Source organism: Streptomyces achromogenes, from assembly GCF_030816715.1.
Lineage (GTDB): Bacteria > Actinomycetota > Actinomycetes > Streptomycetales > Streptomycetaceae > Streptomyces > Streptomyces achromogenes_A.
Map to the genome: position 1 here is coordinate 1,810,663 of NZ_JAUSYH010000001.1, position 26,237 is coordinate 1,836,899.

Here is a 26,237-nt window from a genome sequence, read left to right on the forward strand (position 1 = left end):
CCCCAGTGACCTCACCGTGCACGGGAGGCAAGGAAAATGGGCGACAAGGCGAACGCACACCCCGGAGCCGCCGGCAGGGCTACGGCGGCCGACCAACCCGCGTCCGTACGGAATGTGGTGCTGGTCGGCCACAGCGGATCGGGCAAGACGACGTTGGTGGAAGCTCTCGCGCTGACCGCGGGAGCAGTGAACCGGGCGGGCCGTGTGGAGGACGGCGGCACCGTCTCGGACTACGACGAGATCGAGCACCGGCAGCAGCGCTCGGTGCAGCTCTCGCTGGTGCCCGTCACCTTCGACGGCATCAAGGTCAATCTTCTCGACACCCCCGGATACGCCGACTTCGTCGGGGAGCTCAGGGCCGGTCTGCGCGCCGCGGACGCGGCCCTCTTCGTCGTCTCTGCGGCGGACGGCGTGGACGGGTCGACCCGTATGGTCTGGGAGGAGTGCGCGGCCGTCGGCATGCCCCGCGCGATCGTCGTCACGCACCTGGAGGCCGCCCGCGCGGACTTCGAGGAGATGACGCGGATCTGCGCGGAGGCCTTCGGCGCGGACGACCCGGACGCCGTCCTGCCGCTGTACCTGCCGCTGCGCGGGCCCGAGGGGCCCGACGGGCACGCGCCGGTGACCGGGCTGACCGGCCTGCTGTCCCGGACGCTGTTCGACTACTCCTCCGGCGAACGCAGCGAGTCCGAGCCGGACGAGGACCGGTTGCCGGCCATCGAGGAGGCCCGCAACCGGCTGATCGAGGGGATCATCGCCGAGAGCGAGGACGAGACCCTCATGGACCGGTATCTCGGCGGCGAGCAGATCGACGTCAAGACGCTGATCGACGACCTGGAGCGGGCCGTCGCGCGCGGCGCCTTCTTCCCCGTCCTCGCGGCCGCCCCCGCCGCCGAGGGCGCCCGGCAGGGCCTCGGCACGGTCGAACTGCTGGAACTGGTCACCAGGGGCTTCCCGACGCCTCTGGAACGCGAGGCGCCGCACGTGACGACGGTCGACGGCCGGCCACGGGAGCTGAAACCGTGCGATCCGGACGGTCCGCTGGTCGCGGAGGTCGTGAAGACCTCCTCCGATCCCTACGTCGGCCGGGTCTCGCTGGTCCGCGTGTTCTCCGGGACGCTGCACCCCGAAGAGACCGTCCACGTCTCCGGGCACGGCCTCGCCGACCGCGGTCACGAGGACCACGACGTCGACGAGCGCATCGGTGCCCTGTCCGCGCCGTTCGGCAAACAGCAGCGGGCCCTGACCCACTGCATCGCAGGCGATCTCGCGTGCGTGGCGAAGCTCGGCCGCGCGGAGACCGGCGACACCCTCTCCGCGAAGGACGACCCGCTCCTCATGGAGCCCTGGCAGATGCCGGACCCGCTGCTCCCGCTGGCCATCCGGGCCCACAGCAAGGCCGACGAGGACAAGTTGTCTCAGGGCCTGGGCCGGCTGGTCGCCGAGGATCCCACGATGCGCCTGGAGCACAACCAGCACACCCACCAGGTGGTGCTGTGGTGCCTGGGCGAGGCGCACTCCGACGTCGCGCTCGAGCGGCTGCGCTCCCGATACGGCGTCCAGGTCGACGTCGTCCCGCACCGGGTCTCCCTGCGCGAGACGTTCGCGGCGAAGTCCGCCGGGCGCGGGCGGCACGTGAAGCAGTCCGGCGGGCACGGCCAGTACGCCGTCTGCGAGATCGAGGTGGAGCCGCTGCCGGGCGGCTCGGGCATCGAGTTCGTGGACCGGGTCGTCGGCGGTTCGGTGCCGCGGCAGTTCATCCCGTCGGTCGAGAAGGGCGTCCGGGCGCAGGCGGCCAAGGGGGTGGCGGCGGGGCATCCGCTGGTGGACGTGCGGATCACGCTGCTGGACGGCAAGGCGCATTCGGTGGACTCCTCCGACGCCGCTTTCCAGACGGCCGGCGCACTGGCCCTCCGGGAGGCGGCGGCCGACGCGAGGATCCATCTGCTGGAGCCGGTGGCCGAGGTGTCCGTGCTGGTGGGCGACGAGTACGTGGGCACCGTGATGAGCGACCTGTCGGGGCGGCGCGGACGCGTGCTGGGCACCGAGCAGACCAGCGGGAGCCGCACGCTCGTGCGGGCCGAGGTGCCCGAGATCGAGATCGGCCGGTACGCGGTCGATCTACGCTCCCTCTCGCACGGCACGGCCCGCTTCCACCGCGCGTACGCCCGGCACGAGCCGATGCCGCCCCAGGTCGCCGAGAAGGTGCGCCAACAGACGGAGGCAGGCTGACGGTTGGTGCCGCACCGGTCCCGAGTGGCCGGTGCGGCACCGCGCGGAGGACTTTCTTCCGGTTCGGCGGGCGGCTTCGGTCGTCCGCCGACGCATGTCGGCGCCTGCCGATACGCTGATGACCTGATCAACAGGTGTGCGGAGCACGGAAGTCGGGAAAGCCGCAGAAGCGAGAGCAGCGGCGATCGGGGGCGGGAATGACCGTTGGCAGCGGTTACGCGGACATCTTCGGACCGCAGGTGCCGCAACAGGGCGAGGGAGGGCAGACGCCGACGTTCGGCCTGGCGTCGGCGGCCTACCGGGACAACCCGGTCGAGGACATCAAGAAGGCCGACAACGAGTGGCACGAGACGGCGGTCAACGGCGGCCGCAGCTGGGCCCGGATCTTCCGGCCCAACCTCGGCGAGGCGTTCTCCCAGGCGGTGATCGACCGCATGCTGGGCGTCGGCCGCAAGCCGCTCATCCAGTCGTTCGGCAGCGAGCCGCAGGTGGTCGTCGAGCACTGCCTCGCCGCCAACCGCATCCGCCGGGAACGCGACCAGAAGCTGACCGGCGTCATGCTGCTGTGCGGCGTGCTGTTCCTGCCCGGCCTGCTGGTGTGGCTGCTGGTCTTCCAACTGCGGGCGAGCATGGGGAAGCTGGACGACAAGCGGGTCTCCGGCCTCGGCACCGGTCTGCTCGTCGCCATGGGCGCGCTGGCCGTGCTGTTCCTGGTCAAGATGCCGTTCACCGGCGTCGTGGGGTGGTACGCGCGCGGGTGCGTCGTGGCGCCCGTGGTCGGCTGGTTCCTGGCCAAGCGGATCTGCGAGGGCACCGCGGTCGACCTCCGGGAGCGCTGGGACAGCCTGCTGTCCGGCGGGAGCGTCGGCGCCAAGGTCCCCGAGGCCGTGCCGACCAGCCCGAACCAGACGGCGGCGGAACAGCTGCGCCAGTCCCTGGCCCGGCTCAGCGCGGAGCAGCAGTCCAACTCGGTCTTCTACGCCGGCCCCAAGGGCATACTCGGCATGGGCACGCGGTGGGGGGCCTGGCACCTGGCCGAGGAGCTGGTGCCGAGCGACCCGAACAAGGGCGTCCACGAGTTCCGCAGCTGGACCGTCGTACGCGCCATCCACGACCAGCTTTCCGTACTCAACCGGCAGAGCCTGAAGACCGGCGGTTTCCCGCCGCCCACGGTCCGGCACTGGATCGTCACCCCGGTCGGCGAGAACGCCAAGGCGGTCGCGCGGCCGGAGGGCACCGACGTCGAGGCGTACCAGGTCAAGCCGCGGGCGATAGAGGACATCTGCAACAACCAGCAGTTCGGCGGCGGCGACCGGCACTACCTGGGCGTCCAGTGGCCGCTGTGGGACGGCCAGTTGATCATCACGATGCTGATCACGGTGACGGTGCTGCACGAGACGCTGCGCATCGAGGTCACCGGGCACGCCCTGGGCCCGGTGAACGGCCTGTTCACCACCAAGCCCGAGGCCCCGACCAAGGAGGTCGCCAAGAGCGTCCGGTTCTGGGAGACCCGGACGGTCAAGCTGCCGCTGGTCACCGCCGACGAGGTGGTCCGGGTGGCCGCGCGCGCCACGATCAGCTGGTATCCGCCGCTGCTGAAGTGGCTCGGCGGCTCGATAGGCCTGCCGGAGCCCTTCGGCCTGCGGCACGCGTGGGCGGACCAGCCCTGGCGTCATCGCTTCATGGCCGACGACGCCCTGCGGGCGGCCACCCCGGTGCTGCGTGTGGTGCACTCGGCCGCGCTCAAGGTGCTCAAGGAGCACGACGTGAACATCGAGAAGTTCACCTCGCGGTCGTCGATCCTGAGCGGTGCGGTCCAGGACGTGGCGCCGAGGAAGGCGGACAGCTACGACGCGTAGGCCGCCGGCGGTCGGCCGGAATCGTGCGGGTGTCCGGCTCGCCGTCCCTGGGGGGCCGCGCCCCCAGACCCCCCGCTTTCGGCCTGAACGGCCTCGTCCTCAAACGCCGGACGGGCCGACCGTCACGTGTGTCACGTCGTGGGCCAGGCCCCTGCCAGCATTTTCCTCGTGTCCGCGAGCAGCTGCGGCAGTACGCGCGTGTGCCCGACCACCGGCATGAAGTTCGTGTCGCCGCCCCAGCGGGGCACGATGTGCTGGTGCAGGTGGGCGGCGATCCCGGCGCCCGCGACGGCGCCCTGGTTCATGCCGATGTTGAAGCCCTGTGCGCCGGACGCGAGGCGCAGGGCCGTCATCGCCTGCTTGGTCAGCTCGCCCAGCTCGGCGGTCTCCGGCCCGGTCAGATCGGTGTAGTCGGCCACGTGACGGTAGGGCACGGTCATCAGGTGGCCGCCGTTGTACGGGTACAGGTTCAGCACCGCGTACACGTGCTCCCCGCGCCGGACGACCAGCCCGTCCTCGTCGGACTTCGCCGGGATGGAGCAGAACGGACAGCCGTCGCCGGCACCGGGGCCGGTCGGCTTGTTCTCGCCCTGGATGTAGGCCATCCGGTGGGGCGTCCACAGGCGCTGGAACGCGTCCTGCGTCCCCACTCCGATCTGCTGCTCCGGCTCACTCGTCATGCAGGGCAGCATATGGCTTCGCCCGTTCGCGGCGTGTCGGCGGGGTTCGCGCGCGATCGGTGCGAGCCAAGCTGGGCCGATGGACGAAGACAGCCGCCTCGCCCGCTGGGATCAGCGCACCGAGGTGCCCCTCGCACTGGCATCCCTGGCCTTCCTCGTCGGCTACGCGGTCCACGTCCTCGCCCAGGCCATCACGGACGGCTGGCGGGACCTGTGCTTCGCGGTGATGCTGACGGCGTGGGCGATGTTCGCCGCGGACTACGGGGTGCGCTGGAGGCTCAGCGGACAACGGCTGCGCTTCGTCCGCTCCCACTGGCTGGACGGACTGGTCGTCGTGCTTCCCCTGTTGCGACCGCTGCGGATCGTCAAGCTCTACGAGGCCGTGCAACGCCGGCGCGGACGGCCCCGGTTCTCGCTGCACGCACGCGTGATCACCTATGCCGGGCTGTCCACCGGACTCCTCGGCTTCGCCGGCGCGCTCGCCGTGTACAGCCAGGAACGCGGAGCACCGGGCGCGAACATGAAGACCTTCGGCGACGCCCTGTGGTGGACCTGCGAGACGCTCACCACCGTCGGCTACGGCGACATCACCCCCGTCACCTCACGGGGCCGGCTGATCGCGGTCGGGATGATGGCGTGCGGGCTGGCCCTGCTGGGCGCGGTCACCGGGTCGTTCTCGTCCTGGCTGATCCAGGTGTTCTCCCGGGAGGACGACAGCGCGAGCGGCCAGGGCGCTCCGGGCCCCCGGAACGGCGAAAGGCCCCCGGGGTGAATCCCCCGGGGGCCCGCGCACCACGGCATCAGACCTGCGTGCGCTCCTCGACCACCTTCGCGATCTTCGCGATGGCCTCGTCGAAGGGGATGCCGTTCTCCTGGGAGCCGTCGCGGTAGCGGAAGGACACCGAACCGCCCGCCATGTCCTCGTCGCCCGCGATGACCATGAAGGGCACCTTCTGCTTCTGGGCGTTGCGGATCTTCTTCTGCATCCGGTCGGAGGAGGAGTCGACGTCGACCCGCAGCCCCTGCTTCCTGGCCGCCGCGGCGAACTTCTCCAGGTAGTCGACGTGCGTGTCGCCGATCGGGATGCCGATCGCCTGCACCGGGGCCAGCCACGCCGGGAAGGCGCCCGCGTAGTGCTCCAGGAGCACCGCGAAGAACCGCTCGATCGACCCGAACAGCGCCCGGTGGATCATGACCGGTCGCTGCTTGGAGCCGTCCGGCGAGGTGTATTCGAGCTCGAAGCGCTCCGGCAGGTTGAAGTCGAGCTGGATGGTCGACATCTGCCAGGTGCGGCCGATGGCGTCCTTCGTCTGGACGGAGATCTTGGGACCGTAGAAGGCGGCGCCGCCCGGGTCCGGGACCAGCGGCAGACCCTGCTTCTCGGCGACCTGGCGGAGCGTCTCGGTCGCCTCCTCCCAGACGTCGTCCGAGCCGACGAACTTCTCCGGGTCCTTGGTGGACAGCTCCAGGTAGAAGTCGGTCAGGCCGTAGTCGCGCAGCAGGCCGAGGACGAAGGTGAGCGTCTTGTCGAGCTCCTCCGCCATCTGCTCGCGGGTGCAGTAGATGTGCGCGTCGTCCTGGGTGAAGCCGCGCGCGCGGGTCAGGCCGTGCACGACGCCCGACTTCTCGTACCGGTACACGGTCCCGAACTCGAAGAGACGCAGCGGCAGTTCGCGGTAGGAGCGGCCGCGCGCGTCGAAGATCAGGTTGTGCATCGGGCAGTTCATGGGCTTGAGGTAGTAGTCCACGCCCTCGTCGAGCTGCATGGGCGGGTACATGCCGTCGGCGTACCAGTCCAGGTGCCCGGACTGCTCGAAGAGCTTCCCCTTCGTCGCGTGCGGCGTGTAGACGAACTCGTAGCCCTCCTCCTCGTGACGGCGGCGCGAGTAGTCCTCCATGACCCGGCGGACGACGCCGCCCTTGGGGTGGAAGACCGCGAGGCCGGAGCCGATCTGCTCCGGGATGGAGAACAGGTCGAGCTCGGAGCCCAGCTTGCGGTGGTCGCGCTTCTCGGCCTCGGCGAGGAAGTCGAGGTGCGCCTTCAGCTCGTCCTTGGTCGGCCACGCGGTGCCGTAGATGCGCTGGAGCATCGGGTTCTTCTCGCTGCCGCGCCAGTAGGCGGCCGCGTTGCGCATCAGCTTGAACGCGGGGATGTTGCGGGTGGTGGGCAGGTGGGGACCGCGGCAGAGGTCCTTCCAGCACAGGTCGCCGGTCTTCGCGTCGAGGTTGTCGTAGATCGTCAGCTCACCGGCGCCGACCTCGACGTCCGCGCCGTCGTCGGAGGAGGCCGAGCCCTTGAGGCCGATCAGCTCCAGCTTGTACGGCTCGTCCGCGAGCTCCTCGCGGGCCGCGTCGTCGGTGACCACGCGGCGGGAGAAACGCTGACCCCGCTTCTGGATCTCCTGCATCTTCTTCTCGACGGCCTTCAGGTCCTCGGGCGTGAACGGCTTCTCGACGTCGAAGTCGTAGTAGAAGCCGTCCTTGACCGGCGGGCCGATGCCCAGCTTGGCCTCCGGGAAGAGCTCCTGCACGGCCTGGGCCATCACGTGCGCCGTGGAGTGGCGCAGGATGTTCAGACCGTCCTCGGAGGAGATCTCGACGCCCTCGACCTCTTCGCCGTCCCGCAGCACGTACGCCAGGTCCCTGAGCTCGCCGGCCACGCGGGCGGCGACGATCGAGCGCTCGCCGGCGAAGAGGTCGGCGGCCGTGGTGCCCGTCGTCACCGTGCGCTCTTCCCGCTCGGAATCGCGTTGGATGATCACACGGACGTCTGACACCGGTCTCTCCTGACTGAAGGCGGATGCGGGCGCCGTACCGTGGGCGCGCGCAATAGGGGATCGTACCGACCCGCACCCGTCGACCGCGAAATCAGCCCCCGCCGTCCCGGCCGGGCGCTACTCCCCGCCGCAGGCCTCCTCGAAGAAGTCGACGTTCTCCTGGAGGGACTTCAGCAGACGGTCCCGCTCCTCCTCGTCCACCTGCACGGGGACGACCCCGCACGCGCCGGTGACCCTGCGGAACCCGCCCCGGCTCTCCAGCCGGCCGCGCACCCGCACCGGCAGCCCCACCAGATGGGCCTGCCCGGCGATGCGGTAGTCCTCCTCGTCGAGGGTCAGCCGGACGTGCGGGATCTCGGCGCCGGCCAGCACCCGCAGTCGTACCCTGCCCTCGCCGCGCGGCCCCGACCTGCGCATCCGCACCACCGTGCCGGTGATCCGCACCGGCACGGAGGGCTCCTCGCGCAGATAGCGGGCGCCCGCCTCGCGCAGCACGGGCAGATCGCCGGGCGAGAACTCGACCGGCTCGCCGCCGGGGGCGCAGTCCTCGGGGACGCCGGCCGCGGGCGCCCATTCGACGGCGATCCGGGCGCCCTGGGTCCCTCGCACGAGGGCGATCAGCGCCTCGGTCAGCTCGCGGCTGGCGCCCGCCTCCACGGCGCCGTCGAAGGCGTCCATGGCCCCGGCCGCCCGCTGGTAGTCGATGGCCTCGCGCACGGCGTACAGGGCCTGGTGCAGCCGGACGGCGAGCGGGCGGGCGCCGGCGACCGGCGCGAAGGCCGTCAGGCGGCGCCCACCGGCCGCGGGGCCCACGAGGACGCCGTCCAGGGTCGCCAGGGCGGCGCGTCGGTGCCGGGCCCCGTAGTAGCCGGCACGCGCGCGCGTGGCGAGGGCGCCGGCCAGCAGCATCTGGCGGGCCGCGCCGCGCAGCTGTTCCTCGACGGCCCAGGAGGCGGCCCCGGCGGGCCCGTCCGGCGCGTCCCGCCACCAGCGGACCTCGTCGCTGGGCACGGCGAGCCCGAGGAGCACCTCGCGGGCGGAGGGCGTGCCGCTGCGGGCGAGCGCCAGGAGCGCCTCCCCCAGCAGGTCGTCGCTGTCGGGGAAGGCCCGGCTCTCCGGCACGAGCAGGCTCGTCCCCGCGCCGCCGGGGCCGGGCGGGGTCCAGCGGCCGTAGCGTCCGGCGGCTCCGCCGCGCCGCTGCCAGCCGTGCCGGCGCAGCAGGGCGCCGAGGACGGCCGGGTCGACCTCGCCGGTCTCGGGGTGCCGGTTCCAGTGGGCCTCGGGGTGCGGCCGCACCGGCCGCAGGCGCTCGTCCAGGGGGCGGTGGGTCACGGTCTGCCTCCCGTCCCGGCTCGCGTCATGATCTCGCACAGCGCCCGGTCGTCGAAGATGCGTGCGGTCGGTATCCGCACGGTGGTGCGGGTCCGGCCGGTGATCGGGTGGCCGGCGAGATTGACCCAGTAGCAGCAGTGCCGCAGGTCGAGGCGGTCGTGGCCGGCCCGCAGCCACTGGTCCCGCACCCGGGGAACGATCATCACGACCAGGATCTTGTGCACCGTCACGGGGGTGCGGGCGAGCTTGCGCAGGTGATCGTTGTCGAGGGTGAAGGAGAAGGAGCGGCCGGGCGGGTCGGGCCGCACCTGGTAGGTGGCCTTCAGCTGCACCTTGATGGTGACCTCGTCGTCGACGGTGTGCCCGGGAGCGCTGTGGCTGACGTGCCAGTCGATGCCGTTGTCGGGGAAGGGCTGGGACAGCGAGCATCCCGCGGCGGCCGCGACGGCGTGCAGATAGCCCACCTGCAGGGTCTCCATGCAGGCGGTGGTGGCGAGCGTGCCGCGTTGTACGCCCGCGCGCTCGGGCAGCAGCCCGCTCCGCTCGGGCTGCGCTATCGCCATGGCCAACAGCCTTCCCCGCAGAGCCGTTCCCCGTGACGGGCCGCTGAACTGCAAAGACCCGTACTCGTGTTGTGTCCTTCCGGCGTACGGCGCAAACAGCCCGGGTATCACCAAACTGGCAGAAGACGGTGCGTCAGCTGCCGTGGGTGAACGAGGGGTTGGATTGGTATGACGTACTGGTACGAGGGCCCTTTGGCCGCTTTTGACACGGAGACGACAGGTGTCGACGTGGAGACCGACCGGATCGTGTCGGCCGCCCTCGTCGTCCAGGACGCGCCGGGGGCGCGGCCGCGGGTCAGCCGATGGCTGGTGAACCCGGGCGTGCCGGTGCCCGCGGGGGCGACGGAGGTGCACGGACTGACGGACGACCACCTGCAGCGCAACGGCCGCTGGCCGGCGCCGGTGATGTTCGAGATAGCCCAGCTGCTCACCGAACAGGCGGCCGCTGGACGCCCGTTGGTGGTGATGAACGCGCCGTTCGACCTGACGCTGCTCGACCGTGAGCTGCGCCGGCACCGGGCCTCGTCGCTGGGCCACTGGCTGGACGCGACGCCGCTGCGGGTGCTGGACCCGCGGGTCCTGGACAAGCAGCTGGACCGCTACCGCAAGGGGCGTCGCACGCTCACCGACCTGTGCGCGCACTATGACGTGACCCTGGCGGAGGCGCACGACGCGGCGGCGGACGCGCTGGCCGCGCTGGAGGTCGTCCGCGCGGTGGGGCGCCGTTTCGCCGCGCGCCTGGAACGCCTGTCCCCGGCCGAGCTGCACGCCCTGCAGACGTCCTGGCACGCCGCTCAGGCGCGGGGGCTCCAGGCGTGGTTCGCGCGCAGCGGTTCACCGGAGACGGTGGACACCTCGTGGCCCCTGCGTCCCGGGATGCCGGCAGCGGCCTGAAGGTCTGTCCCAGGGGCGTGTGCGGCGACTCGTCCGGGCCCTGCGTCCGGGCACGAAAAAGCCGGTCCGCTCGACGCGGACCGGCCTCTCCCGGTGGGCGATACTGGGTTCGAACCAGTGACCTCTTCGGTGTGAACGAAGCGCTCTCCCACTGAGCTAATCGCCCGGGAACGCACCGAACAATACAGGTCCCCGCACGCATCCTTCAAACCGCTTCCAGGTACGCGGTCAGGCCGCGCCGCCCGGCCCGCATCATCAGCCGGTGGTTCAGGCGGAACACCGGCCGTCCGGGCACGGCGAGCCGTCTCAGCAGTGGCTTGTTCACCTCGACGGCCTGGTCGTAGCGGGCGAGGCTGCCGGAGCCGTCGGCGGTGACGGTCCAGCGCGCCCAGCCGTCGATGTCGCCCGACAGCGCGGTCTGAAGGATTCCGGCCGCGGGATCTCGCCGCACCTCACGCGCGGTGAAGGTCATGTCGTACGGCAGGAGGGAGCGGATACGGATGACGCCGGTGGTGTCGTCGATCCGGTTCACCTCGCGCACCTGGGGCCACCAGCGTGGGTAGTCCTCGGCTCGCTCCAGCACCTCGTACACGCGCGTGGGCGGCGCGTCCAGCGGCCAAAGGCTGCGAAAGCGGTAGCGGGTCCAGTCCATGGGCCGAGTGTGCCCGCCCGCGGGGGCGGCCGACCGTATCTGAGTACGTCCCTGAGTACGTGCGCTCATGCCCGGGCACGTGACGCGAGCCACACTCCCAGGCATGACGCATATTCCGCCCCCGGCCGACGAGCTGCGGCTGCTCGACGCGGAGCTGTGGCAACTGGACGCCCGCCGGGCTCAGTTGCTGACCCGCCGGGCCTGGCTGGTCGCCGCCCTGCAGCACGCGGCGGCGCACCCGGTGCAGCCGGCCGCCCCGGTCCTGCCGGGCCCGCCGGCGCCTCGGGTTCCGGCCGCCCCGCCCGAGGCCACCGCGCCGGGCGTGCAGAACGTCCTCCTCCTGCTCGGCGGCATCCTGCTCACCGTCGCGGCCATGGTTTTCACCCTGGTCAGCTGGGGTCATCTCGGGATCGTCGGCCGCTCCGCGGTGCTGGGCGCGGTCACCTCCGCGGTGCTCGCCGCGCCCGTGCCGCTGCTGCGGCGACGGCTGCGTTCGACCGCCGAGGCGGTCGCGGGCCTGGGTCTGGCGCTGACGCTGCTGGACGCGTACGCCCTGCACGAGGCCGCGTTCCCGGCGGCGGACGGGACGACGTACGCGGCGCTCGCCTTCACCGCGCTCGCGGCGCTGTGGGCGGTCTACGGCGCGGCCCTCGCCGCGCTGCCGGGCTCGGCCGCGCTGCGACTCCCCCGGCCCGCCGCCGTGACGGCTGCTCAACTCGTGCTGCCGCTGTGGTCGGTGGCGGCCGGCGGGGGACCGCGCACGATCACGGTCGCGGTGCTGCTGACGGCCGCCTTCGACGCGACGGTCGCGCTGCGGGCGTCCGAGCGGGCGGTGCGTGTCGTCGCCGTGGTGTGCGCCGCCGGGACGGGTGGCTGGGCGGTGCTGACGGCAGGCCTGCTCTCGGTGGACGCCTCCGGTCCGGGCGATGCGGCACGGGCCGCGGCGCTCCTCGCCCTCGCGGCGGTGATCGCCCTGGCGGTGACCCGGTTCGCCCCGGGGACCGGTCTCGCGACGGGCACGGCCGCGGCCGGCGCCCTGTGCGCGGTCGTCGGCCTGGGCGGCGTCCTGCGGGTCTCGCTGCCCGGTGACTGGGCGGTGCCGGCGTATCTGGCCTGCGGGATCGCCCTGCTGGCCGGGTCCCGGGGCCCGGAGGCGGTGCGCCGGGGCTTCTTCCGGGCCTCCGGTGCCGTGCAGGCGGGCGCGGTGCTGTGGTCGGTGCCGGCCGTCGGCGTCGCGCTGCTGGGGCCGGTCTCGTGGCTCGGGCGCGTGTGGTCCGGCGCACCCGCCGACGCCCGGGCCGCGGCGGCGACCGACGCGTTCTGGCCGCCGTACGCCGTCACGGTCCCCCTCGTCCTCCTCGCGGTCGCCGCGGTCACGGCGACCGCGGTCCGCGACGAGGAGTGGCGGGCCCAGGCACGGACCGCCGCGTCGGCGCTGACCTGGGCCGCGGTGCTCGTCACCCCGGCGGCCCTCCAACTCCCGTACGTCGTCGGTCTGTCGGTGCAGGGTGCGCTGACGGTGGCCCTGCTGGCGCCGGCGTCGCGGACGGCCACCGCGCTCGCCCTGGGCTCGTCCCTCGGTCTCACGTTCCTCTCACTGGCCGCCGAGCCCGCCACGCTCGCCGTGCTCGGCTCGCTCACCGTGGTGTGCGCGGCAGCCGCCTGGCGTGGGCGCTCGGCGCCGGTGACCGCGGCCGCCTCCCTGGGCTACGCCACGGCCCTGGCCTGCGCGGCAGGCGCCGCCGCGGGCTGGCGGCCGGAGCACATCGCGCTGCTGGTACTGGTGGTCCCGGCCGTCGCCGCACTGGTCGCGGCCCGGACCGGCGACGCGGCCACCACACTCGCCGTCGAGGCGACGGGCGCCGTCGCGGGCCTCGTCGCCGTCGGCCTCGCGGTGTCCGACCTGCCCCTGCTCGCCCTGGTGCTGTCGCTGTGCGCGGTGATCGCCGCGGGCACGGCCGTCCGTCCGGACCGCCGCGTCGCCGCTCACGTGGCCGCGGTGCTCTTCGTCCTGGCCTCGTGGGTGCGGCTGGCCGACTGGCGGGTGGACACACCGGAGGCGTACACGCTTCCGGTGACGGTCCTGGCGCTGCTCGCGGGCGTCCTGCGCCGGCGCACGGACCCGCGGACGTCGTCCTGGACGGCGTACGGCCCCGGCCTCGCCGCGACCCTCCTGCCCAGCCTGGCCGTCGCCTGGTACGACCCGGAGTGGATCCGCCCCCTGCTGCTGGGCGCGGCCGCGCTGGCGCTCACCCTGTCAGGCGCACGGCGCCGGCTCCGGGCGCCGCTGGTTCTGGGCGGCGCGGTGCTCACGCTGGACGCGCTGCGCCAACTCGCCCCGTACCTCGCCCAGGTAGGCGACGCGCTGCCCCGCTGGGTGCCTCCCGCCCTCGCCGGACTGCTGCTGCTCGCCCTCGGTGCGACGTACGAGCAGCGACTGCGGGACGTCCGGCGGGTGCGGGAGGTACTGGACCGCATGCACTAGAGCGGTGGCGCGAGTCGTCCCGGGGGCCGTCCCGGGACGGCCCCCGGGACGGGCCGGGCGTCCGTCACGGCATCTTGTCGCCGAGCAGTGCCAGGTTCTCGATGGCGGCGAGGCCGTAGAGCGCCGTGTCGTTCGTGGCGACCCAGGTGGCCTCGCTGCCCGCGACCAAGGTGGCGGGACCGCTGAGCGGCTCCGTCTTCCACGGCGAGGACTCGGTGTAGCCGTCGGAGCTGTAGAACTTCGCCCATGCCCGCTTGGCGAGCGCCGCGTCACCGGTCTGGACGGCGGCGTAGGCGTCGAGACGCGAGTGGCCCTGGAAGAGCAGCAGGGTGCCGAAGTTGGAGCCGTAGCGTGCCGTCTGTTCCGCCTTGGTGGCGTTGAAGTAGCGGCAGTAGTCGAAGTAGGCCTCGTTGAACTTCGGCATGTCGACCAGGTGGATCAGCTCGGCGCACAGCTCGTTGAGGCCGAATACGGCCGAGAGGTGGGAGACCTCGACCTTGGGCTTGTCGGCGACGGCGAACCTGCCGGTGTCCAGGTCGTACAGGCCGCTGCCCTGGACGAACCCGTTGGGCTGCGCGGCGATCGTCTCCATGGTCGACAGCACGCGCGCCTTGGCCTTCTCCCACTTGGGACCCTTGCGCTCCCACTCGGTCAGCCACGCCGACACCAGCCCGCTCCAGTCGGTTCCGAAGCCGATGGACAGGGCGTGCCGGTCGGGCGTGTAGGGCTCGGTGCGGATCTTGCGCAACGGGTCCAGGGCGAGGAACGTCTCGTCGGAGTCGACGTTGGCGTGCATCAGGTCGCCGACGCGTTCGTCCGCCGTCAGGAAGTAGTAGTAGCGGCGGTAGGTGGTGTTGGCGATGCGCTGCTGCTTGGCGCTGTCGGCGTAGTGCTGGACGCCGTGCCGGGTGCCCAGGCCCGCCCACTTGCCGAGGTGGTAGACGTCGACCTCGCCGGTGTGCCGGGTCATCGCCTCGGCGAAGCGGAAGATGTCCGCACGGCCGCTGCGCAGGTACGCGAGCCACAGCCAGAGGTCCGGCGACAGCTCCGAGTTGTCCCAGGCGTACCCGCCGATGTCGTACCGCCACTGGTGCCGGACGGTGTCGTACGTGTGCATGATGTCGCCGTAGTCCCAGAAGCCGTACCAGCGGCGCTGCTCCACCTGGCCCTTGTAGTAGGTGAAGAGGAAGTCGAGGTGGTCCTCGATCTTCGCCTTGGCGGGGGTCGAGCGGTCCGGCTCGGAGTACAGGCCCGGCCCGAACACCTTGGCCTTGATGAGCTGCTTGGGCGGGGCCGCGAGCTGCGGCAGCACCCGCACGGCCTCGACCTGTTCGGCGAGCTTCTCGGGCGTCGGCGTCGACTCGTTGGCCCAGAAGAGGAGTTCGGAGGTGCGGGCGATGCCGTAGGGGGTGCCGAAGCCGGGCTCGTAGTCCTCGTAGGTGATGTTGAGGCCCTCGAGCTGTTCGGGGAACGTGTCCTGACCCATCCCGTCGTGGTAGAAGCGCAGGTCCATGGGCTGCGCCTCGGGCGACCAGAGCCAGAGGGTGACCTCGGCGGCGTCGGTGTGCGCGTCACGGATGTCCAGCTGGGCGGGGTGCTTCTCCCAGAAGTCCCGCAGGCCGAAGGAGAACCCGCCGCTCACGCCGCCGACGTACCCGAAGCCGGAGGCCCGCCTGCCGCCGCCGGCGCCGATCCAGCCGTGGCCCTTCTTGGTGCGCTTGCGCAGGGTGAAGCCATCGGCGGACAGCTGGGAGAGCGTGTAGTCGCCCCACTCGGGGATGTACTGGAGGCGGGTGGTGACCCGCTGGTCCCAGGTGGCGGGGTCGGGCAGCTTCTGGCCCGCGTACTGGGCGGCCTGCACCGCCGCGCCGGGGTCGCGCCGCAGTCCGGTGATGCCCTTGACCGCCTCGCGCAGCAGACCGGTGCCCTCGCCGCCGATGCGGACGTGCCGGTCGTAGGACGCGTCGCGCATGGGGACGGTGAAGCGGACGCCGAGGCCTCTGATGAAGTCGCCGCTCGCCTTGCCGGGCTCCTGCTTGCCGTCGTAGGTGATGGTGTGCACCATGCGGAAGGAGTCGGCGCCCGCGTAGAAGTAGAGACGGATGGAGAACGGCAGCCAGCTGCGGCTGCCCTTGCGGTGCTTGCCGTCGATGCGGACGACCGCGCGGACCGGACCCGACTGCTCGACGCTCACCCCGTCGATGGAGCCCTCGAAGCGCTCGGTCCTGACGGCGCCCTGGTCCTCGTCCTCGATCTCGGGCTGCCGGATCAGGACCAGACGACCGTTCTTGGCGATCTCGGTGGAGCCACGGGTGACGGACTTGATGAGGGTCGCCCCGGACTTGCCGATCTTCGCGGTGATGACGCCCGTAGACACCTCGATGGTGCCGCCGCGCTTGTCGACGGTGACCTTCTTGGCGGGAGCGGCCGGTGCGCCGGCGGCGAGGGTGAGCTTGCCCGAACCCGAACTCACCGCGTGCGCAGTCCACTTGAGGGAGCCATCCGGCCAGTAGGCGATGGGCCAGGACTGTACGGGGACGTCCTTGCCCGCCGCGTCGGTCAGCGCGAAGGTCTGGTCCTCCCGGTACGCGCCCATGGGCCAGGGCACGCCGAGGGTGGAGCCGGGGGCGGCGCCGAGGCCGCCGTCCTCCAGCCAGTCCAGGGTCACCGGATCCGTGTCCGCGGCCGTGGTTCTCGGCGCGGCCTCGGCGTCCTTGGCTCCCAGGGCCCAGCTGAACTGCGCGGCGGCGCCGGCGACCGCGGCCGCCTTGAGGAGGGACCTGCGGGGGATGGGGGACATGGCCTTTCCTTTCCGTGCGAAAAGCAGGGTGGTCAGGGGCATGACAGAGAGAGGTGCGGCGCCCGCGGCGCCGACCTGGTGCGGGGGCACCGCCGTCAGCGGTGCCGGTACCGCCGCTCGACGGCGACGGCCGCCGCCGCGACGGCCCCGAGGACCGGGACCGCCAGGGGCAGGACGAACAGGGCGGACAGGGTGACGACGGCCAGCCCGCAGACGACCAGGAAGGACCCGGCGGGGTCGAGCACGGTCCGCCGCCCGGCCTCCGCGACCAGCGCGCGCCAGGCGGAGCCCGGTGTCCAGACGGCCGCCGCCCGCAGCAGGGCCACAGCGAGCCCGATCAGCGCGAGGACGCCGACGGCTCCGACGACCGGCCCACCGGGAAGACCGGCCCGCACGGCCAGGACGTCCGTCCAGACCGCGGCGGCCGCCGCCCAGCCGGCGAGCCCGACGGCCCACCCGCCGCGTACGGCCGCCCGGAAGTCCGCGACGAACTCCCGCAGCCCGCCGTTCTCGTGGCGCGTACGGCGCCGCAGATGCCGTGCGCCGGCCGCGAAGGCCGCGGGATAGGTGACGACCCCGAGACAGGCCACGGCGATCCACACCCCGGTGAGCAGACACTCGGCGAAGATCGCGAAGCGCTCGCCGAACACCGACTCCTTGCGCGTGGAGCGCGCCTTCACCCCTGTCTGCGCCATGGTGACCGCCTCAGCCCTTCAGTCCGGAGGTCGCCATTCCGTCGATGAGATAGCGCTGGAAGGCCATGAAGAAGGCGATGACCGGCACCAGCGCCACCAACGACATCGCGATCATGCTGCCGTAGTTGGAGATGCCCTCCTGGTCGCGGAACATCATCAGCCCCAGCGACACGGTGTACTTGGAGGGGGTGTTGAGGTAGATCAGCGGCCCCATGAAGTCGTTCCACGCGTTGATGAAGGTGAAGATGGCGCTGGTGATGAGGGCGGGGCGGCTCAGCGGCAGCACGATGGACCAGTAGGTCCTCAGGTGCCCGCAGCCGTCGAGCTTGGCGGCCTCGTCCAGCTCCCGCGGCAGCCCGCGCATGAACTGCACCATCAGGAAGACGAAGAACGCCTCCGTGGCCAGGAACTTGCCCGCGACGAGCGGCACGAGCGTGTCGATGTAGCCGAGGTTGCGGAACAGCACGTACTGCGGGATGAGCAGCACGTGGTACGGCAGCAGCAGGGTGCCGATCATCAGCGTGAACAGCAGGTTCCGGCCGGCGAACCGGATCTTGGCGAAGGCGTAGGCCGTCAGCGAGCTGGACAGCACCACGCCGACCACGGCCAGGACCGCGTACAGCAGCGAGTTGGTGAAGAAGCTGCCGATGGAGATGCCGGAGATGCCGTCGGCGAGCCCGGAGAAGTTGGCCCAGACCGGCTTGGCCGGCAGCAGGTCGAGGCTGGCGATGATGTCCTTGCTCGGCTTGAACGAGGCGCCGAGCACCCAGACCACCGGGTAGAGGACGACCGCGAGCACGAGCAGGGCGCCCACGTGCCAGGCGAGGGATCCGGTGCGCCGCCGCTCGCTCGCGGTGCGCACGACGGGACTGGTGGCACTGGTCACTTGGCGGCCTCCTCGTAGTGCACCCACTTCTTCTGTGACCAGAACAGGACCGCCGTGACGAGCGCGACCGCCACCACCAGCGTCCAGGCCATCGCGGAGGCGAAGCCCATCTGTGCCTCCTTGAAGCCCTTCTGGTACAGGTAACAGGTGTAGACGAGGGTCGCGTCGGCCGGTCCGCACCGGGTGTCGGAGACCACGTACGCCGAGCCGAACACCTGGAACGCGTGGATGGACTCCAGCAGCACGTTGAAGAACAGCACCGGGGAAATCATCGGCAGCGTGATGTTCCAGAACCGCCGCAGGGGGCCGGCCCCGTCCATCTCGGCGGCCTCGTACAGTTCCTGGGGCACCTGCTTGAGCCCCGCGAGGAAGATGACCATCGGCGCGCCGAACTGCCAGATACTCAGCGCCACCAGGGAGTACAGGACGTAGTCCGGGTTGCCGATCCAGCCGCCGACGTCGACCCCGAAGACCTTCTGCGTACGGTCCACCACGGCGTCGTCGGAGAACAGCGCCCGCCACACGAAGCCCACGGAGACGCTCGCCCCGATGAGCGACGGCATGTAGAACGCCGCCCGGTACAGGGCCTGTCCGCGCCGCTTCTGCGCGAGCAGCAGCGCCACCCCGAGGGCGAGGAGCAGCTTCAGCGGCGTCGCCACGACGACGTACTTGAGCGTGACCTCGACCGACTTCTGCCAGCGCGGGTCCTGGAACATCGTCGTGAAGTTGTCCAGGCCCACCCACTTCGGCGGCGTGAACAGGTTGTAGCTGGTGAACGCGTAGTAGAGCGACGCGATCATCGGCCCCGCCGTGAGCAGCAGGAACCCCGCGATCCACGGCGACATGAAGAGATAGCCGGCGAGGTTCTCGCGGCGCCGCCCCCGCCGCCCGGCGGCAGGAGCGGCGGACCGCTTCTTCGCCGGGCGCACGGGCGCTTCCTTGACGAGCGTCATGGTGGTACGTCCCCTCAGCCCGCGAACGCGGCCTTGGCCTCGCTGAACAGCGCCTTCGCCGCATCGGCCGGCTTGGTCTTGCCCTGGGCGACCTCAGCGCCGATCCGCAGGAAGGCCGCCTCGACGACGTCCGCACCGGACGGGTGCGGGGTGATCTTGCCGAGGACGCCCGCCTTGGCGACCTCGTCCTCGTAGGCCGCGACGCCCTTGTTGTTGGGGTCGGTCGGCTTGAAGGCGTCGTACTGCTCGGTGGTGGCGAGGATGCCGCGGTCGTAACCCATGATCTTGCCGACCTCGGGGTCGTGGACCATGAAGTCGATGAACTGGGCGACTTCCTTGGGGTGCTTGGTCCCGGAGAAGGCGCTCAGCATCAGCGAACCGAGGTACTGGCCGGTGTTCTTGCCGTCCGTGGTGGGGATCGGCGCGAGCCCGTAGTCGGAATCGCCTTCGCCCTGGTAGCGGATGGAGAAGTTGTCCCAGGTGAACTCGGAGGCTGCCAGGCCCGCCGAGAGACCGGACTTCGGCTTGGCCTGCTCGATCTTCTTGGGATCGGCGACGAGACCGGACTTCACGCGCTTGTAGCCGTCCTCCCACCACTGGGTCAGGTCGGCCTCGGTGAACCCGAGGGCGCTGTCGGTGAAGAAGGCCTTGCCGTTCTGCCGCAGGTACAGGTCGTAGAGGTACATGATGGCGAAGTAACCGGTGTCGCCGGCGATCTTCAGCTTGTCCTGGATCGTCTGCAGCGCGGCGAAGTAGTCGTTCCAGGTCCAGCCGAACTTCGCCTCGACGCCGGCCTTCTTGAAAGCCTTCTGGTCGATCACGAGCGCCATGGTGTTGGCGCCGACGGGTATGCCGATCTGCTTGCCGTCGACCTGACCGTTCGCCAGGACGCCGTTGCGGAAGTTCTCCAGGTTCAGGTTCCCCGCGTCCGCCTGCGCCTTGAGGTCCATCAGAACGCCGCGCTTGTCGTACTTGCGCAGGAATCCGACCGCATTCTGGAAAACGTCCGGCGGATTCCCGCCGGAAGCCTGGGTCTGGAACTTCTCCCAGAACGCCTCGTAGTCGGTGAATTCGGGCTTGATCTTGATCTTCGGATACTTCTTCTCGAAGAGCGCGATCGTCTTCTTGATGGCGATGGTGCGCGGCTCGCCGCCCCACCACGCGTAACGGATCGTCACCGTCCCGTCCGCCGAGGTCCCGCTGTCTCCCCCGCACGCCGTCGTCGTCGCGGCCAGCCCGAGCGTGGCCGCCGTGGCTCCGGCCGCCTTCAGGATCGTTCGCCTCTCAACATTCCTGCTGGTTCCCACAGTCGGGCCCCTCCCCGCAGCGTCACCGCTTGCATGAATCGTTTCAAGAAAGCGCTTGCTGGCACAAGGTACGAGGGGCTTGAGGGAGCGTCAATGATTCGGACAGGAATTTCTTGTGAGCGGGCAAAGGAGCCGGGTGCGGGCAGGGCCGTCGACCGTCGGCCCGAGAACCATGAAATCCCTGGTCAGGTCGGTCAGTTCGGAGGTTCGAACAGCAGGCGCGGGCGGCGCTCTCCTGCACGGGCCACCGAAATCCGGCTGGGCGAGCGGGACATGAGAGGCGTGCGGGACGAAGGACGCCACTCGGCACGGCAGTTGAGGCGCGCCGTCCACGAGGGGAGGCTTGTGGCGCGGATCGAGGAGGGGAGCTGCGGGCCGGGGTGGGGCGCACAGGGGTGGTTGGGGCACGGGCTGCCGGGCGGGCGAGGGCGGGGGGCAGGACGGGTGAGGGGTGAGGCAGGTGGTCGAGGCGCGGGGTGCCTGACGGGCGAAGGGCGGGGCAGGTGGTCGAGGCGCGGGGTGCCTGACGGGCGAAGGGCGGGGCAGGTGGCAGGCGCCGGCTGCCGGGAGGGCGAGGGACGGGGCAGGTGGCAGGCGCCGGCTGCCGGGAGGGCGAGGGACGGGGCAGGTGGCAGGCGCCGGCTGCCGGGAGGGCGAGGGACGGGGCAGGTGGCAGGCGCCGGCTGCCGGGCGATCGCGGTGGGCTGCCGGACGGGCGAAGGGCGAGGCGCTCGGGCCGGGCGAGGGCAATCGGCGGCAGGAGGGTGGGGCAGGGTCGATCGAGGGCGTGAAGACGCGGAGGCCGCCGCCGGGGCGGAGCCGTCGGGGCGGAGCCGCCGGGGCGGAGCCAGGTGCGGAGCCGTCGGCTCGAAGAGGGCAGCGGCCGGGGTGGAGCAGCGAGTCCGTGCGCATGCCGGGAGCTGCCGGCCTGGCACGGCGGGCGGCTCACCGTGCGGCCTGCGGGTTTCACGAGGCGGGAGCGCACGCACACCCGTCGCGGCTCGCCCAGGCCGTCACGGTCCGTCGGGCGGGTCGCACGGACGGTGCGGCGATCGCTCCGGAACGACCTCGGCCCGTCTGCGGGATTCACAGACGGGCCGACGTTCCGGTGGGCGATACTGGGTTCGAACCAGTGACCTCTTCGGTGTGAACGAAGCGCTCTCCCACTGAGCTAATCGCCCGGACGCAGGAAGAACATTACCCCATGTCAGGGGGTGGCCGTGACCAGGGACAACCCGCGATTCAGCGATGCCGGGGCGGACCGTGGACCGGCGATCGCAAGGCCTTCGCGGCCCATGACCGGACGGCGGTCACTGATCCTTGATCTTCCACGGCATGGTCAGACCGAACTTCCACAGGTAGAAGCCCACCAGCGCGCCGATGATCACCAGGCCGACCGACGTCAGGATGATGTTGCGGCGCCGGACCCGCGGATCGAGAGCGCGCTGTGCCGCCTCGGTGACCTTGCGCTTGGTCCAGCGGAGAACCAGCTGGGCCCAGACGAACTCGGTCGCCCAGATCGCCATGCCGCCGAAGATCACGACCCAGCCCGGACCGGGCAGCGGAAGCATGACGATGCCGGCGCCGACCACGGCGAGGCCGATGACGAAGACGCCGACCTGCCAGCTGAGGTGCAGCATGCGGCGCGCCTTGACGAATTCCGGCGCCCGGGAGCCGAGCCCCTGCCCCTGCTGGTCGTCCGCCGTGCCCTCCGGCACCGAGTCGTCCGCGGCCACGAAGGCCTCACCCGGCTCGTTACTCCCCGTGTTCATACAGCCAGACCCTACCCGAGAGATTCCGGTCACCGGAATGGTGGTACTTCGCGAACGCACTGTCGGCCGGATGAGTTACGTAAAGGCACGCAAAACACGCAGAGGGGTTTACAACGGCACCGTAGGTGGCATGTCGATTTCGCCGACGTGCGAATCCCCGAGCGCACACTGAGCGAAAGGCCCTGGCGCTTATGAACACCACGGTCAGCTGCGAGCTGCACCTGCGCCTCGTTGTGTCGAGCGAGTCCTCCCTGCCTGTCCCCGCAGGCCTGCGGTACGACACGGCCGACCCCTACGCCGTGCACGCCACCTTCCATACCGGAGCCGAGGAAACCGTCGAGTGGGTGTTCGCCCGCGACCTCCTCGCCGAGGGCCTGCACCGGCCCACGGGTACCGGCGACGTCCGTGTCTGGCCGTCGCGCAGTCACGGTCAGGGCGTCGTCTGCATCGCCCTGAGCTCTCCTGAGGGCGAGGCCCTGCTCGAGGCCCCGGCGCGGGCCCTGGAGTCCTTCCTGAAGCGAACGGACGCAGCCGTGCCTCCGGGCACGGAACACCGGCACTTCGATCTCGACCAAGAGCTCTCGCACATCCTGGCGGAGAGCTAGGACGAGGGGCTCACACCGAGCCGCCCGGCGCCGTCCAACTCGGGGAGACGGCTCGGGCCAGACCATCGCACAGAGCATGCGCCGACGCCGCTCCACGGGCACCCGTGGAGCGGCGTCGGCATGCGTGCGTCGGCATGCGTCGTCGGCATGCGTGCGTCCTCAGGGCGGCGGGGCAGGACTTCGCCGGAGCGACCCCCGCCGACCTGTCGGGCGGATGCGGACGCCCGTCGCCCGGGGGCCCCGGAACCCGCCGCCCCGCCCCTGCGCGGGTCGCCCCCAGGGGATCCGGCGCACGACCGCCCCTTGCCCGGGGCCCCGGTGCGGCTACCATCGGCCAGCATCGGCGGGCGCCCGCCCGACCGTCAGGCCAGGGAGCGAAACGTGCTGATCACCCACGACACCCGGTGTGCGCTCGACACCGTGGTGGATCTGGTGAACTCCGCGCCGGAGGACGACACGACTCCGGACGGGCTGCCGGATGTCGCCACCCTCGGAGACTTCGTACGAAAGCACGACATCAGCGATGTCGGCACGCTCTCCGAGTTCGATCTGTCCGCCGTGCGCAAGGTCCGTGGACGGTTCGCCGGGGTTTTCGCGGCGCAGGACCCGCGGACGGCCGCCCAGCTGATCAACGAGCTGGTCGCCGCCGCGGGCACCACCCCGCGCCTCACCGATCACGACGGCTACGACTGGCACGTCCACTACTTCGCCCCCGGCGCCTCGGTCGCCGACCACCTGGCCGCCGACTGCGGGATGGCGCTGGCGTTCTTCGTGGTGGCCGGTGAGCAGGAGCGACTGCGGCGCTGTGAGGCCCCGGACTGCCGGCGCGCCTTCGTCGACCTCTCCCGCAACCGGTCCCGCCGGTACTGCGACAGCCGCACCTGCGGCAACCGGCTGCACGTGGCCGCCTACCGGGCGCGTCGCAAGGAGGCGGCGGGCTGACGGCGGGCTGACCCACGCCCCGCGCGCAGGACTCCGTCGGAATGCTTGGCGCCGACGCGGCCCCGGCGGGTGGCGCCGGGGACCGCGGGTACGGCTCAGAGCAGCAGCAGATCATGCAGCGAGGCCATGAGCAGCAGACACCCGATCACCGCAAGGAAGATCATCAGCGGTGGCTGGGAAAGGGCGAAGAGGCACCCGCGCGGCTCGTCCTTCGGCGGCGCGGCGTCGCTCTGTGTCGTGTCCAGCATCTCGCCGCGATGATGACGCAGGGAGGATCTTCCGCGCGATCAACACGCACGGAATGAGCGGGACTTCGCTGGATTCCGTGATGTCGGTTTCAGGCCGTGTCCAGGCTGTGATCACTTCCGCGCACGGGCGGCCCGACTGTGTCGTTTCACCGTGGAACCACCGCACCGCCCGGACCGCCTCTCACCTGCCGTGCCGCACGAGACCTGCCGTGCCGCACGAGCCGCGGGTCGAGGGCCGGCTTCATATGCCGTGCTTCTTCAGGATGGCCTCGATGTCGCTGAAGTCGTCCGAGGCGCCGTTAGCCCGCGGCGCGGAAGCCGGGCGGGAGGCCGGTCCGGAGGCCGGCCGGGCGGACTGCCCCAGGGACGGCGCCGAGGCCGCGGGCGCCACCGCTTCGGAGTGCGCGGCGCGGGCAGCGGCTCTGCGCTCCTTGCGGGTCCCGCCCCGGCGGCGTTCCACGGCGCGTGTCGTGGCGAAGAGGGCCCAGGCCCCGCCCAGCACGGCGAAACCGGCCCAGGCCGTGGGGCTGAAGGCGGTGTCGGCGACCCACTCGACGATGCCGGTCATCACGAGGCCGAGGGGCACGAGGGCGTAGGCGGCGATACGGGCCGCCGCGAGGTAACGCTTGCGGTAGGCGGTGACCACCGCGATGCCGAGGCCGGCCGCGGCGACGGCGGAACAGACGGTCTCGGCAATCATCCGGTCCTCCAGGCAGAACGTGCGGGCACGGTCGAACGGACTCGGCGGCACAGCCGGCAGGCCTGCGCCTCGTCCCCCTCCATCCTGCACCTGGGCACCACTCACGGGCCATGCCGCAGCCGGACATCAGGGACATCTCCGGGTCGGCTCCTCCGCAGGTGCCGTAGCACCTGCCCCCGGCTGCCGCTCCGGGTGCAGTGGGGCGGGCTCCGGTGGCGCGCTGGGGCGGCGAGCCGGAAGCCCTCCGGATTGGGGCGGTCGGGCAGGGGCTGGAAGACTGGCGGCATGAGCGACTCGTCCCCGGCACACTCGTCCCCGGCCTCCCCGTCCGCCTCCTCCCCGGCCGACGCCCGGCCGCCCGTCGTCCTCGACGTCTGGTGCGAGCTGCAGTGCCCCGACTGCCGTGGCGCGCTCGGCGACCTGCACGCCCTGCGCGAGCGCTACGGCGACCGCCTGGAACTGCGGCTGCGGCACTTCCCGCTGGAGAAGCACCAGCACGCCTTCGCCGCCGCCCAGGCCGCCGAGGAGGCTCTGGAACAGGGGCAGGGCTGGCCGTACGTCGAGGCGGTGCTGGCCCAGGTCGAGGAGCTGGCCCGTAGGGGCGAACCCCTCCTGGTCGAGATCGCGGGTGAACTCGGTCTGGACGCGGAGGAGTTCGACACCGCTCTGATCGACGGCCGGCACATGCTGATAGTGGACGCCGACCAGGCCGAGGGCAAGGCGATCGGCGTCACGGGGACCCCGACGTACGTCATCGGCGGCGAGCGTCTCGACGGCGGCAAGAGCCAGGACGGACTGCGCGAGCGCATCGAGGAGATCGCCGACCGGTTGCTGGCCGAGCAGGCGTGATGCCCGGTCCGTGGCCCGGCCGCCCGCCGGCCGGGGACGTCCGAGGTGCCCGAGGCCCGATCAGCCGGCAGGACGGCAGGCAGGCAGGTCAGTCGGCCGGTTTCAGATCAGGGCCTTGTACTCAGATCAGGGCCTTGTACATCGAGTAGGCCACCGGCACGTATCCCAGCGACTCGTACAGCCGCTCCGCCGGGGTGTTGCCGGCGAAGACGTTGAGGCCGAGGACCCGCTTGCCCGCTTCGGCCGCCTGCGTCTCGGCCAGCAGCATCAGGGAACGACCGTGCCCCCGGCCGCGGAAGGCCTGGTCGGCCTCGACGTCGAAGACGAACGCCTTGTCACCGACGCTCGCCAGCCAGAGCCTGCCCACCGGGACGCCTTCGTGTTCCAGCACGCTGAACCGCATGTTCGGCGTCGCGCGGCCCTGCGGCAGCTCCCGTTCGTGGTCGTTTCGCGCCTTGGCCAAGGCCTCGTCCTCGGGCACCCCGCGCTCCTGCCAGTCCCGGGCGTATTCCGCCACGGCGTGCCTCTGCCAGGTGTCGTACTCGGCCTCCGTCATCGACCGGCCCCGGCTGCCTTCGGGCAGCCGGGCAGGCGCGGGGCCGAGCGGTTTCTCCATGCCGCGGTTGCGGTGGACGTAGCCGAGCGCCGTCGCCAGCCGCAGCGCGGCCGACGCGTCCGCCGGCACCCGGACGTCGATCCGCCTGCAGCCCCAGCCGCGGGCCACCTCCTCGGCGGCCAGCGCGGCCACCGTGCCCCGGCCGCGCCCGCGGTCCGGTTCCTCGATGCGCAGACCGGCGATCACGGCCACGCGAGGCCCGAAGGAAAGGGACGTCGAGAGATGGACCGCTCCGACGGGACGGCTGTTCACGCACACCTGGTAGTGGCGCGACAGCGCCCCGTCGGCTGCGCGCTGGAGCGGCTCGGTCGGCCGCAGGGTCGTGGTCATCAGGGGCTTTCTACCCAACGCGGAGCGCCACGTCAGCTCGATTTCCGCGGGGTTCGGGCG

The 26,237-nt window shown here is 71.6% G+C and carries 22 protein-coding genes and 2 tRNA genes; 8 read left to right on the forward strand and 16 right to left on the reverse strand.

The genetic code is table 11. The annotated features are described in order from the left end of the window. Positions 1–36 precede the first annotated feature (36 nt). Positions 37–2,232, forward strand: a complete 2,196-nt coding sequence (locus QF032_RS08185) for an elongation factor G-like protein EF-G2 (RefSeq protein ID WP_306953897.1) — start codon at positions 37–39, stop codon at positions 2,230–2,232. 197 nt (positions 2,233–2,429) lie between these two features. Then, positions 2,430–4,091: a hypothetical protein gene (locus QF032_RS08190; RefSeq protein ID WP_306953896.1), complete on the forward strand. Its 1,662-nt coding sequence runs from the start codon at positions 2,430–2,432 to the stop codon at positions 4,089–4,091. Between the two features lie 131 nt (positions 4,092–4,222). Here the strand turns inward: QF032_RS08190 and QF032_RS08195 are convergent, their stop codons facing one another. After that, a complete protein-coding gene (locus tag QF032_RS08195; protein ID WP_307041187.1) occupies positions 4,223–4,783 on the reverse strand; it encodes an HIT family protein in 561 nt (186 codons plus the stop codon). 67 nt (positions 4,784–4,850) lie between these two features. Here QF032_RS08195 and QF032_RS08200 point away from each other — a divergent pair, with 67 nt between their 5' ends. Further along, a complete protein-coding gene (locus QF032_RS08200; protein WP_307041189.1) occupies positions 4,851–5,543 on the forward strand; it encodes an ion channel in 693 nt (230 codons plus the stop codon). A gap of 28 nt (positions 5,544–5,571) precedes the next feature. Here the strand turns inward: QF032_RS08200 and thrS are convergent, their stop codons facing one another. The 3 genes from thrS to QF032_RS08215 form a co-directional block, all read right to left on the reverse strand. Then, positions 5,572–7,548 (reverse strand): threonine--tRNA ligase, encoded by a 1,977-nt coding sequence (gene thrS, locus QF032_RS08205; protein WP_307041191.1) that lies wholly within the window; start codon positions 7,546–7,548, stop codon positions 5,572–5,574. Between the two features lie 117 nt (positions 7,549–7,665). Beyond that, a complete protein-coding gene (locus QF032_RS08210) occupies positions 7,666–8,880 on the reverse strand; it encodes a hypothetical protein (RefSeq protein WP_307055575.1) in 1,215 nt (404 codons plus the stop codon). Then, entirely contained in the window at positions 8,877–9,443 is a 567-nt protein-coding gene (locus tag QF032_RS08215) for a DUF4365 domain-containing protein (RefSeq protein ID WP_307041193.1), read from the reverse strand. The genes QF032_RS08210 and QF032_RS08215 overlap by 4 nt, the downstream gene beginning before the upstream one ends. A 168-nt stretch (positions 9,444–9,611) precedes the next feature. Between QF032_RS08215 and QF032_RS08220 the strand changes: the two genes are divergently transcribed. Then, positions 9,612–10,337 (forward strand): 3'-5' exonuclease, encoded by a 726-nt coding sequence (locus tag QF032_RS08220; RefSeq protein WP_307041195.1) that lies wholly within the window; start codon positions 9,612–9,614, stop codon positions 10,335–10,337. A gap of 94 nt (positions 10,338–10,431) precedes the next feature. On the opposite strand, the gene QF032_RS08225 is transcribed toward QF032_RS08220, so the two are convergent. Both QF032_RS08225 and QF032_RS08230 read right to left on the reverse strand, forming a co-directional pair. Next, positions 10,432–10,503, reverse strand: a tRNA-Val gene (locus QF032_RS08225). 39 nt (positions 10,504–10,542) lie between these two features. Continuing rightward, positions 10,543–10,989, reverse strand: a complete 447-nt coding sequence (locus QF032_RS08230) for an SRPBCC family protein (RefSeq protein WP_306953888.1) — start codon at positions 10,987–10,989, stop codon at positions 10,543–10,545. A gap of 67 nt (positions 10,990–11,056) precedes the next feature. Between QF032_RS08230 and QF032_RS08235 the strand changes: the two genes are divergently transcribed. Further along, positions 11,057–13,474, forward strand: a complete 2,418-nt coding sequence (locus tag QF032_RS08235; protein ID WP_307055577.1) for an SCO7613 C-terminal domain-containing membrane protein — start codon at positions 11,057–11,059, stop codon at positions 13,472–13,474. A 64-nt stretch (positions 13,475–13,538) separates the two neighbouring features. Here QF032_RS08235 and QF032_RS08240 read toward each other — a convergent pair whose 3' ends face one another. From QF032_RS08240 to QF032_RS08270, 7 genes are all read right to left on the reverse strand, one after another. Beyond that, on the reverse strand, positions 13,539–16,274 hold the full coding sequence (locus QF032_RS08240) for an exo-rhamnogalacturonan lyase family protein (RefSeq protein WP_307041201.1): 2,736 nt from the start codon (positions 16,272–16,274) through the stop codon (positions 13,539–13,541). A 95-nt stretch (positions 16,275–16,369) separates the two neighbouring features. Further along, the gene (locus tag QF032_RS08245) at positions 16,370–16,969 is read right to left on the reverse strand and encodes a hypothetical protein (protein WP_307041203.1); all 600 of its coding nucleotides are present in this window, start codon (positions 16,967–16,969) and stop codon (positions 16,370–16,372) included. 10 nt (positions 16,970–16,979) lie between these two features. Further along, positions 16,980–17,855, reverse strand: coding sequence for a carbohydrate ABC transporter permease (locus QF032_RS08250; protein WP_307041205.1), 876 nt, complete (start codon positions 17,853–17,855; stop codon positions 16,980–16,982). Next, positions 17,852–18,808 carry a carbohydrate ABC transporter permease gene (locus QF032_RS08255; protein ID WP_107444956.1) on the reverse strand — a complete coding sequence of 319 codons (957 nt, stop codon included), beginning with the start codon at positions 18,806–18,808 and terminating at the stop codon, positions 17,852–17,854. The genes QF032_RS08250 and QF032_RS08255 overlap by 4 nt, the downstream gene beginning before the upstream one ends. A 14-nt stretch (positions 18,809–18,822) precedes the next feature. After that, the gene (locus QF032_RS08260; protein WP_307041208.1) at positions 18,823–20,115 is read right to left on the reverse strand and encodes an ABC transporter substrate-binding protein; all 1,293 of its coding nucleotides are present in this window, start codon (positions 20,113–20,115) and stop codon (positions 18,823–18,825) included. Positions 20,116–21,224: 1,109 nt separating this feature from the next. Further along, a tRNA-Val gene (locus QF032_RS08265) sits at positions 21,225–21,296 on the reverse strand. Between the two features lie 129 nt (positions 21,297–21,425). Continuing rightward, positions 21,426–21,887 carry a TIGR02611 family protein gene (locus tag QF032_RS08270; protein ID WP_307041210.1) on the reverse strand — a complete coding sequence of 154 codons (462 nt, stop codon included), beginning with the start codon at positions 21,885–21,887 and terminating at the stop codon, positions 21,426–21,428. Positions 21,888–22,078: 191 nt separating this feature from the next. Here QF032_RS08270 and QF032_RS08275 point away from each other — a divergent pair, with 191 nt between their 5' ends. Next, positions 22,079–22,492, forward strand: a complete 414-nt coding sequence (locus QF032_RS08275; RefSeq protein ID WP_004002642.1) for an SsgA family sporulation/cell division regulator — start codon at positions 22,079–22,081, stop codon at positions 22,490–22,492. 381 nt (positions 22,493–22,873) lie between these two features. After that, a complete protein-coding gene (locus QF032_RS08280) occupies positions 22,874–23,434 on the forward strand; it encodes a CGNR zinc finger domain-containing protein (protein WP_306953878.1) in 561 nt (186 codons plus the stop codon). A 95-nt stretch (positions 23,435–23,529) separates the two neighbouring features. On the opposite strand, the gene QF032_RS08285 is transcribed toward QF032_RS08280, so the two are convergent. Beyond that, positions 23,530–23,682: a hypothetical protein gene (locus tag QF032_RS08285; protein WP_173877776.1), complete on the reverse strand. Its 153-nt coding sequence runs from the start codon at positions 23,680–23,682 to the stop codon at positions 23,530–23,532. A gap of 241 nt (positions 23,683–23,923) precedes the next feature. Continuing rightward, on the reverse strand, positions 23,924–24,382 hold the full coding sequence (locus QF032_RS08290; RefSeq protein WP_307055579.1) for a hypothetical protein: 459 nt from the start codon (positions 24,380–24,382) through the stop codon (positions 23,924–23,926). A 285-nt stretch (positions 24,383–24,667) separates the two neighbouring features. On the opposite strand from QF032_RS08290, the gene QF032_RS08295 reads away from it, so the two are divergent. Further along, positions 24,668–25,231 carry a DsbA family protein gene (locus QF032_RS08295; RefSeq protein WP_307055581.1) on the forward strand — a complete coding sequence of 188 codons (564 nt, stop codon included), beginning with the start codon at positions 24,668–24,670 and terminating at the stop codon, positions 25,229–25,231. A 121-nt stretch (positions 25,232–25,352) separates the two neighbouring features. On the opposite strand, the gene QF032_RS08300 is transcribed toward QF032_RS08295, so the two are convergent. Continuing rightward, positions 25,353–26,177: a GNAT family N-acetyltransferase gene (locus QF032_RS08300; RefSeq protein ID WP_307041216.1), complete on the reverse strand. Its 825-nt coding sequence runs from the start codon at positions 26,175–26,177 to the stop codon at positions 25,353–25,355. Positions 26,178–26,237: the final 60 nt, after the last annotated feature.